This is a genomic window from Aeromonas sp. R1-1, from assembly GCF_040908495.1.
Classification (GTDB): domain Bacteria; phylum Pseudomonadota; class Gammaproteobacteria; order Enterobacterales; family Aeromonadaceae; genus Aeromonas; species Aeromonas veronii.
Genome location: NZ_JBFODV010000055.1, coordinates 1 through 8610, shown reverse-complemented (window position 1 = coordinate 8610; position 8610 = coordinate 1). Strand labels below are relative to the sequence as shown.

5 protein-coding genes and 1 pseudogene are annotated in these 8610 nt (G+C 61.3%); 4 read left to right on the top strand and 2 right to left on the bottom strand.

The features are described from left to right. Positions 1–623: ElyC/SanA/YdcF family protein (locus tag AB5Y92_RS03165; RefSeq protein WP_368225528.1), on the bottom strand; the 623-nt coding region annotated here is incomplete at its 3' end. A gap of 101 nt (positions 624–724) precedes the next feature. On the opposite strand from AB5Y92_RS03165, the gene cmoM reads away from it, so the two are divergent. The 4 genes from cmoM (at position 725) to mukB (ending at position 8067) form a co-directional block, all read left to right on the top strand. Continuing rightward, positions 725–1501 (top strand): tRNA uridine 5-oxyacetic acid(34) methyltransferase CmoM, encoded by a 777-nt coding sequence (gene cmoM, locus AB5Y92_RS03160; RefSeq protein ID WP_164536734.1) that lies wholly within the window; start codon positions 725–727, stop codon positions 1499–1501. Between the two features lie 100 nt (positions 1502–1601). After that, the gene (mukF, locus tag AB5Y92_RS03155; protein WP_026034988.1) at positions 1602–2936 is read left to right on the top strand and encodes a chromosome partition protein MukF; all 1335 of its coding nucleotides are present in this window, start codon (positions 1602–1604) and stop codon (positions 2934–2936) included. Then, the gene (gene mukE, locus AB5Y92_RS03150; RefSeq protein ID WP_005336835.1) at positions 2917–3636 is read left to right on the top strand and encodes a chromosome partition protein MukE; all 720 of its coding nucleotides are present in this window, start codon (positions 2917–2919) and stop codon (positions 3634–3636) included. The genes mukF and mukE overlap by 20 nt, the downstream gene beginning before the upstream one ends. 3 nt (positions 3637–3639) lie before the next feature. Further along, positions 3640–8067, top strand: a complete 4428-nt coding sequence (mukB, locus tag AB5Y92_RS03145; protein ID WP_368225526.1) for a chromosome partition protein MukB — start codon at positions 3640–3642, stop codon at positions 8065–8067. Between the two features lie 55 nt (positions 8068–8122). Here mukB and AB5Y92_RS03140 read toward each other — a convergent pair. Beyond that, positions 8123–8518, bottom strand: a pseudogene (locus AB5Y92_RS03140) (IS4 family transposase); the annotation flags it as partial. Positions 8519–8610 lie beyond the last annotated feature (92 nt).

The following is an 8610-nucleotide window of genomic DNA, read 5'->3' as shown; positions in this document are numbered from 1 at the left end:
GGGGCCGGCACGGCCTTGAGTCCCTGACCCTGATAGAGGGCCATGGCCCGGGGCAAATGAGTGGCCGAACTGACCAGCGCGACCTCTTTTCCCTTGAGGTGACGACTGATACTGACCGCCTCATCATGAGTGTCTTTGTTGTTTTCAAACAACGTCATCCGCGAACGGGGTATGCCGAGGCTCTCGGCCATCCGGGCATTGACCTCAGCATTGGAGAGGGTATCCCCCGATACATAGCCGGAGAAAACCAGCTCGGCTTCAGGATAGGCCTGGGCAAGGCGAACCCCTTCGAGAGTGCGGGCCAGGGCAATATTGTTTTGCCAGGAGCGCTCGGGCACCGCCGGGTCGCTGACATGACCATTGCCGAGCACCACTATGGCCTCGATGTTGGGATGCTGGCTCACCTCGAACGGCGGGAAGGTTTGCTCCAGCCCGCGGGCCAGTTCATAGCTCACCGGCCGCATTCCCAGCAGGGCGACCAGCAGCAGCGAGAGAGCGGCCAGCAGCTTGCCGGTTTTCTGAAAACGGGTGAACCAGAGCAGCAGCAGGGCGACCAGCAGCAGGGAGAGGGAGAAGGGGAGCGGCATCAACAGTTGACCCAGCCACTTTTTGAGCACAAACACGGCAGACACTTCCTTGAGTTTTCAGCAAATTCGGGATGTGACAGAATACCTCTCTTTTTTGGGATGGCCACAACCCTGTGGCGCTAATGTTGAGTTTCTCCTTGAAGCAAGATCAGAGTTTTGACGGGCGCGCCGACAAGTTCGCCCGCAACATTTACGACTCCACCAAGGGGCGCATCCGCACCACCATTGTCTGGAGCGACATCGAAGCCTGCCTGGCTCGCCTTGGCAACCGACCGCTGCGCATCCTAGATGCTGGGGGCGGTTTTGGCTATTTCGCCCAGAAGCTGGCGGCCATGGGTCATCAGGTGGAGTTGTGCGATCTGTCAGCAGAAATGCTGGAACTGGCCCGCAGCCAGATTGCCGAGAAGGGGCTGGAAGACAAAATCCGTCTCATCCATTGCCCCATTCAGGATCTGAAGCAACACGTGACCGGTACCTTTGATCTGGTGCTCTGCCATGCGGTGCTGGAGTGGCTCGCCGAGCCGCGCCAGACCTTGTTGGGTCTGTTCCCTTTCGTCAATGCCGGGGGCATACTGTCGCTGCTTTTCTACAACCGTCATGGTTTGCTGTTCCAGAGCCTGGTGGTGGGCAATTTTGACTATGTGCGACTTGGTCTTCGCAAGAAGCGCCAGACTGCGCTTACGCCCACCAATCCCCAGCTGCCGGAACAGGTCTATGACTGGATTGGTCGTGGGGGGCTGCGCATCATCGGCAAGACCGGGGTGCGGGTGATCCACGACTATATGCGTCACAAGCAGGATCAGGTGGAGAAGTTCGACGATCTGCTGGCCATGGAGCAGCAATATTGCCGTCAGGAGCCTTTTGTCGCCCTCGGCCGCTATATCCATGTGATGGCCCAGAAGCCGGCCAGCTGACTGCTCGCGGTTCACGTCGATGTGAACCATGTTTTCGATGCTACCGGATGTAGCCGCGCGCACGATTTTGCGCCCAATACAACAACGAGATGACAACATCATGATGAGTACATCCCGTACCCTGCCAGAGCGTTCTTTGCCGGAGCTAGTAGGGTGGGTCAGGCAGGAGGGGTTGGCGCTGAGCCTGCCGACCGACCGGCTGGCCTTTCTGATTGCAATCAAGACCCTGTCCGAAGATGAGTCGGACCTGTCGGAAGCGGCGTTGCACGACGCTTTTGGCTATGTCAGCAGCGCCTTCGGCCAGATGGACGAGACCCTCACCGGTCGCGCCAACAACGCCATCAACGATCTCATTCGCCAGCAGCTGCTGTCGCGCTTCAACACCGACATGGTGGCGGGGGAGAGCCTCTACCGCCTGTCGCGCCTGGGTGTGAGCATCGTCGACTTCTTTATGGATCAGCGTCAGGTTGACTCCATCAAGCTCTCCATTCTGCTCGAACACCTGGCTGCCGAGCTCGATACCGCCCGCAAGGCGGCGCTTGAAACCAACACCCGCGAGCAGTGGGATGCCGAGGTGCTGCCGCGCCTTACCTTCTCGCTGGAAGAGACGCTGGGTCGCATCGATCTCACCCAGCGCGCCATGGATGAACAGCAGAATCAGGTCAAAAGCGAGATCGCGGCCCTGCTGACCCAGAACTGGGTCGATGCCATTCACAGTTGCGAAAAGCTGCTGCACGAAACCGGCCAGACCCTGCGCGAGCTGCAAGATACTTTGGACGCTGCCGGCCACCGCCTGCAGGCGGGGCTGCTCAACATTCAGGAAGCGGCGCAGGGGCGCGACGATCTGTTCCACGTCGAGGAGCTGACTCACGCCTTGCAAGGGCGCCTTGACGTCATCACCAGCTGGGGTCAGCAGTGCATCGAGCTCTGGTCCCGCTACGACAGACATGTCCACAAATTTATCCGCAACGCCATCGACATGGACAAGAACCGCGCCTTCAGCCAGCGGCTGCGCGAGTCCATCCGCAATTTCGAGCAGCACAACTGGCAGCTACGGGTGGCCGAAGAGCCCCGTCTGCTGGAACTGCGCGACGAAACCATCGCCATCCACGACGAGGAGGTGACCGGTGAGGTGCCCCTCGAGATGGAGTATGTCGAGATGGTGGACATCAACCAGGAGCTGGCCGAGCGGATCGAGCGTTATCTGGCCCGCTACCCCGAGCAGGGCCAGCAGCTGGATCTGGCCGATGTGCTGCGGGAATATCTGCTGGACTACCCGGCCCATGCCCACTTCGATGTGGCGCGTCTTCTGATCGACCAGGCCGTGCGCCTGGGCCATGCCAGCGGCGAGCGCGAACTGCATCGCCAACCCGCATGGAAACCCATTAACCAAGCTGGATCCAAGGTTCAGGCCTATGTCATTGATCAATTCTGAGTTTCCCTTGCCGCTGCGCCTCGCAGAGGCGATTGCCAACCCCTTGTTTCCGCGCATCGATACCGCCTTGCGCTCCGGTCGTCACATCAGTGCCGACGAGTTCGAGCAGCATTCGGCGCTGGTCGAATATCACAGCGAGCTGGAGATCTTCTACGGTCGCTATCAGGTGGAGCTGATCAAGGCGCCGGAAGGCTTCTTCTACCTCCGTCCGCGCCCGAGCTCCGACATCGGTACCACTGTGCTCTCCGAGCTCGATATGCTGGTGGGCAAGGTGCTCTGCTACCTCTACCTGAGCCCGGATCGTCTGGCCTCGGAAGGGGTATTCGCCATGGCCGAGCTGCAAGAAGAGGTGCTGAGCCTCGCCGACGAGAAGCAGCTGCTGCGGATGGTCAACAGCCGCTCCGGCGGTACCGATCTCGACAAGAAGAAGTTGCTCGAAAAGATCCGTACCTCCATGCGCCGTCTGCGCCGCCTTGGCATGATCACCGCCCTTGGCAACGGAGATAAATTCCGGGTCAACGAATCGGTGTTCCGTTTCGCCGCTGACGTGCGCTCCGATGAAGATCCGCGCGCCGTCCAGCTGCGGATGATCCAGGAGGGTGAAGCCATCTTCCACGACGACGAAATGCCGAGCAGCGACTCGCTCTTTGATGACATCGAGGCGGATCTCGATGAAGAACAACTGGATCTGGAGGTATAACCGGTGCGAGGCAAGTTCAAATCCCTGACCATGGTCAACTGGAACGGCTTCTTTGCCCGGACCTTCGATCTCGACCAGCTGGTCACCACTCTTTCCGGCGGCAACGGCGCGGGCAAGTCCACCACCATGGCGGCCTTTATCGCGGCGCTCATCCCCGACCAGTCACTGCTTCACTTCCGCAACACCACGGAAGCGGGCTCCAGCAGCGCCTCCCGTGACAAGGGGCTCTACGGCAAGCTGCAGCGCGGCCACTGTTATTCGCTGCTGGAAGTGATGAACAGCCGCGAACAGCGGATCTGGGTCGGCGTCCACCTCGAACAGGTGGCCAACCGTGACAACAAGGTCAACATCACCCCGTTCGCGCTGGTGGATGTGCCGGAGAATCTGGCGCCGACCGATCTGCTGCTGGAGAAGCTCGATGGCGGCAAGGGGCGGGTACGCGCCTTTACCGACCTGAAAGGGGCGGCCGCCGAGCTGGGGGCGCTGAAAGTCGCCAAATTCAATACGGTGACCGACTATCACAACTTCATGTTCGAGTTCGGCATCACCCCGAAGAAGCTGCGTGATCAAAAAGATCGCGGCAAGTTCTATCGCCTGATCGAAGCTTCTCTCTACGGCGGTATCTCCTCGTCCATCAGCCGTTCCCTGCGCGAATACCTGCTGCCGGAGAACTCAGGGGTGCGCAAGGCGTTTGCAGACATGGAGGCTGCCATCTATGAAAACCGCCGCACGCTGGAGGCGATCAAGGAGACCCAGGGTCAGCGGGATCTGTTCAAGAACCTGATCACCGAGACCACCCACTATGTGGCCGCTGACTATGTGCGCAATGCCGCCGAGAAGAGCCGTCTCTCCGAGCTGGCCCTCAAGGCGCGCCAGGAGCTGGCCGACAAGCGCCGTATTCTGGCCGAAGAGAAGCAGCGCGCCATCTATCTAGCCGACGAGGTGGAGCAGCTCACCAACCGCGAAAAATTGCTGACCGACGAGCTGGAGTCTGCCTCCGAGCATCTGGCCAAGGTGATGGCGGCGGTTTCCTTGCAGAAGAAGATCGAGATGTACCGCGCCGATCTGGCGGATCTCTCTGACAAACTCGAGCAGCAGCAAGCGGTGGTGGAGGAGATCCACGGCCAGCTGCTGGAGGTGGAAGAGCGCAAGGAGCTGGCACAGGCAGAAGTCGACAGCCTCAAGACCCAGCTGGCCGACTACCAGCAGGCGCTCGATATCCAGCAGACCCGCGCCATCCAGTACCGTCAGGCGGTGCAGGCGCTGGAGGCTGCCCGCGAGCAGTGCGAGCTGCCGGGGCTGACCGCCGAACAGGCGAGCGACACCCTGCACCAGTTCCGTAGCTCCGAGCAGAGCCTCACCAGCCGGGTGCTGGGGGCCGAACAACAATTGGCGCTGGCCAAGGCGGCGGTGGCCGAGCACGAAGCGGCGCTGGCGCTGCTGCTCAGCATCGCTCCGGAAACAGTGCGCGAGGCCGCCTGGCCCACCGCACAGGCGCTGCTCAAGCGTCACATCGAAGACAAGGCTCGCATTGCCCAGGGGCAGGGGCTGCGCGCCGCGCTGGCTCGCCTAGAGAAAGAGAGCGAAAGCCAGAAGAGTCTCTTCAAGTTGCGTGACGAGCTGCAGCAGGCCTCCGGCCAGCTGATTGCCAGCAGCGATGAGCTGGAGATCTTCCTCGAAGCCCAACGCACCCGTCAGGAGGAGCTCTCCGAGCAGCAGGCAGAGGTGAACCAACGCCGCGCCAGCCTCGAGCATCAGGGCACCCAGCTGGGTCGCGATATTGCGGAGCTCACCAAGCTGGCGCCGCGCTGGCTCAAATCCTTTGAAAAGCTCGAGCAGCTGCGCGAGCAGAGCGGTTTGCCGCTCGCCACCGCCGAAGAGCTTTCGGCCGGTATGCAGACAGTGCTCGACAAGGAGCGGGAGTTCGAGCAGGAGAGCAACCGCATCGCGGCGCAGAAACAGGCGCTGGAGCTGCAAATTCGCAACCTGCAGCTGGGGGCCGGCGAGGCGGACCCACGTCTTGCCCGCATCGCCGAGCAGGTGGGGGGCGTACTGCTCTCCGACGTCTATGATGACATCTCCATCGACGATGCCCCTTACTACTCGGCGCTCTACGGCCCGGCTCGCAGCGCCCTGGTGGTGCTCGACCTCGAAGGTGCCATCGAACGGCTGAAAAAGCTGGAAGATTGCCCGGAAGATATCTATCTGATTCAGGGCAACCCCGACTCCTTTGACGAGGATCTGGTGGAAGCGGACGAGCTGGGAGACGCCGTGCTGGTGCGCACCAGCAAGCGTCAGGTGCGCTTCTCCCGCTACCCCGAGCTGCCGCTGTTTGGCCGCGCGGCGCGGGAAAAACGGATCGAGCAGCTCGACCTTGAGCGCGAAGGGCTCATCGAGGGTTACGCCAAGGCCGCCTTCGAGCAGCAGAAGTACCACCGTCTCTACGGTCACTTCCGCGACTTTATCGGTCAGCATCTGGATATCGCCTTCCGCCCCGACCCGGAAGCCGAAGTGCAGGCCAAGCAGGCCGAACTGCGCGCGCTGCAAGGATCCATCGGCGAGTGCGACAAGCAGCTGAGTGATGCCAAAGCGGCCGGCGCCCAGCTGACTCGCCATATCCAGCTGGTGCAGGGGATGCTGCCCTTTGCCCACCTGTTTGCAGAGACTGATCTGGCGGCCCGCCTCGAGGCGGCTCACGCCGATGTGGAAGCGCTAAAACAGGCCGAAGCCTTTATCGCCAAACACGGCAAGTCGCTGGAGAAACTGGAAACCATGGTGCAGGTGCTGCGTCAGGATCCGCAGGATCTGGCTGCGCTGCAGGCTGCCTATGATGAGGTGAGCGACCTGCTGGCCGAGCAGAAGCGCCGTTGCTACGCCCTCGATCAGCTTGTGGCTCGTCTGCCGCACTTTGCCTATCAGGATGCACAAGACCTGCTGGGCAAGGCCTCCGAGATGAGTGAGCGACTCAAAGAGAAGCTCAAGGCGGCCGAGCTGGCGGCCCGCACCGCCGGTGAGCAGCACAAGCAGATTGCCTTGCGTCACACCGAGGCGTTGCAGCTGCGCACCGCGCTCAACTCCAGCGTCGAGGCCAAGCGCCAGACCCTGACCGAGTTTGAGCAGGAGCTGGCGGCCATGGGCCTGACCCTCTCTGACGATATGGAAGAGAAGGCGCGCGCCCACAAGAAAGAGATTGAAGAGCTGCTGATCCGCACCCGTTCCCGTCGCACCAGCGCCGAGGCCCAGTTGCAGGTGACCAAGCGCGAGATCGAATCCCTTGGCGGCCGTCTCAAACTTGAAGGCAAGGATTACTACAGCGCCCGTAAATCTCTGGTGGGTCACAAGGCGAGTTGGTCACGGGTGGTGCGCCTGGCGCGGGAGACCGATGTCGAGAAGCGCCTCAACAAGCGCGAGCTGGCGTATCTTGACAGCGACGAGCTGCGCTCCATGTCGGACAAGGCCCTCGGCGCCCTGCGGGTGGCGGTGGCCCACGACGAGGCCCTGCGCGATGCGCTGCGTCTCTCCGAGGGCAACCGCAGCACCGAGCAGAAAGTGGCCTTCTACGTGCAGGTCTACCGTTACCTTAAAGATCGCATTCGCAACGACATCATCCGCTCCGATGATCCGGTCGAGGCGATCGAGGAGATGGAGATCGAGCTGGCCCGTCTCGCCGACGAGCTCAAGCAGCGGGAAACCCATCTGTCGCTCTCCTCCCACGAGGTGGCGGCCAAGATCACCAACATCATCCGCCGCGAGCAGAACCGCATCCGGGTGCTCAACCAGGGCTTGCAGAACATCGCCTTCGGTCTGGTGCGCGGGGTGCGTCTCAACGTCAATATCCGCGAGGCCCACACCCGTCTGCTGACGGCGCTGGCCGATCAAACCGCCATGCACAACGATCTGTTCGCCGACAAGGAGCTCAGCTTCTCCGAGGCGATGGCCAAGCTGTTCCAGCGCCTCAATCCGCAGATCGAGCAGGGGGATCGCAGCTATCAGGTGATGGGCGACGTGCTGCTTGACTATCGCAACTATCTGGAGCTGGAGATCGAGGTGCAGCGCGGGGCCGATGGCTGGCTGCGGGCCGAGAGCGGCGCGCTCTCTACCGGCGAGGCGATCGGTACCGGTCAGGCCATCCTCTTGATGGTGCTGATCAGCTGGGAGGAGGAGTCCCGCCGTCTGCGCGGCAAGGATATCGCCCCCTGCCGTCTGCTGTTCCTCGACGAAGCGGCCCGTCTGGATGGCAAATCCATCGCCACCCTGTTCGAGCTGTGCGAGCGGCAGGATATGCAGCTGCTTATCGCGGCGCCCGAGAACATCAGTCCCGAGAAGGGCACCACCTACAAGCTCATCCGCAAGGTGCAAGGCAAGCACGAGCATGTGCATGTGGTGGGTCTGCGCGGCTTCGGCTTTGCCGACGACAAGCTGATCGCCTGACTCTGATGGGCAAATAGCAAGAGAGAAGGGAGGCATTCGCCTTAATGCCAGTCAGTTAAGCCTGACTGGCATTGTTTTTATTGGCTTTTTGCACCGCATACTTTTGTGGTCTCGCCTTCACACTGCGGGGATAACTCCGCTCCCTTCGCTCCGGTAATACAAACTGCCCCGCCTGTTTCTCAAGCTCTGCCGCCCGCTTCGGGATACTCCCCGGTGACAGGTACGGCATGCAACTCAGTTCATGGATGAGATAGACCGACGCCATGTGAAAACTCAGCTGGCTCGCCGTGTATCCCTTCAGACTCGCCGCCATCTTCACCATCTGACTGCGCAGCAGGTTATACGCCAGCAGCACGCCCCACAGCTCTTGCCGTATCCCCGCCGCCTTCTTGCTGCGCAGGGTCAGCCGGTGTTGTTGCAGGCTGTGCTTCATCTCCCGATAGCCCAACTTGAATCGCCCCGGCTTCTCTAGACACTTTCGAGCCGCTCGAAATATTGCTTTTCACACTCTACTGGCGATAGCCCATTGTTGAAACTGTGCCG

Excerpts from the sequence above, each read along its gene's own strand:
- mukF (WP_026034988.1), top strand. The coding sequence starts at position 1,602 with ATGATGAGTACATCCCGTACCCTGCCAGAGCGTTCTTTGCCGGAGCTA.
- mukE (WP_005336835.1), top strand. The coding sequence starts at position 2,917 with ATGTCATTGATCAATTCTGAGTTTCCCTTGCCGCTGCGCCTCGCAGAG.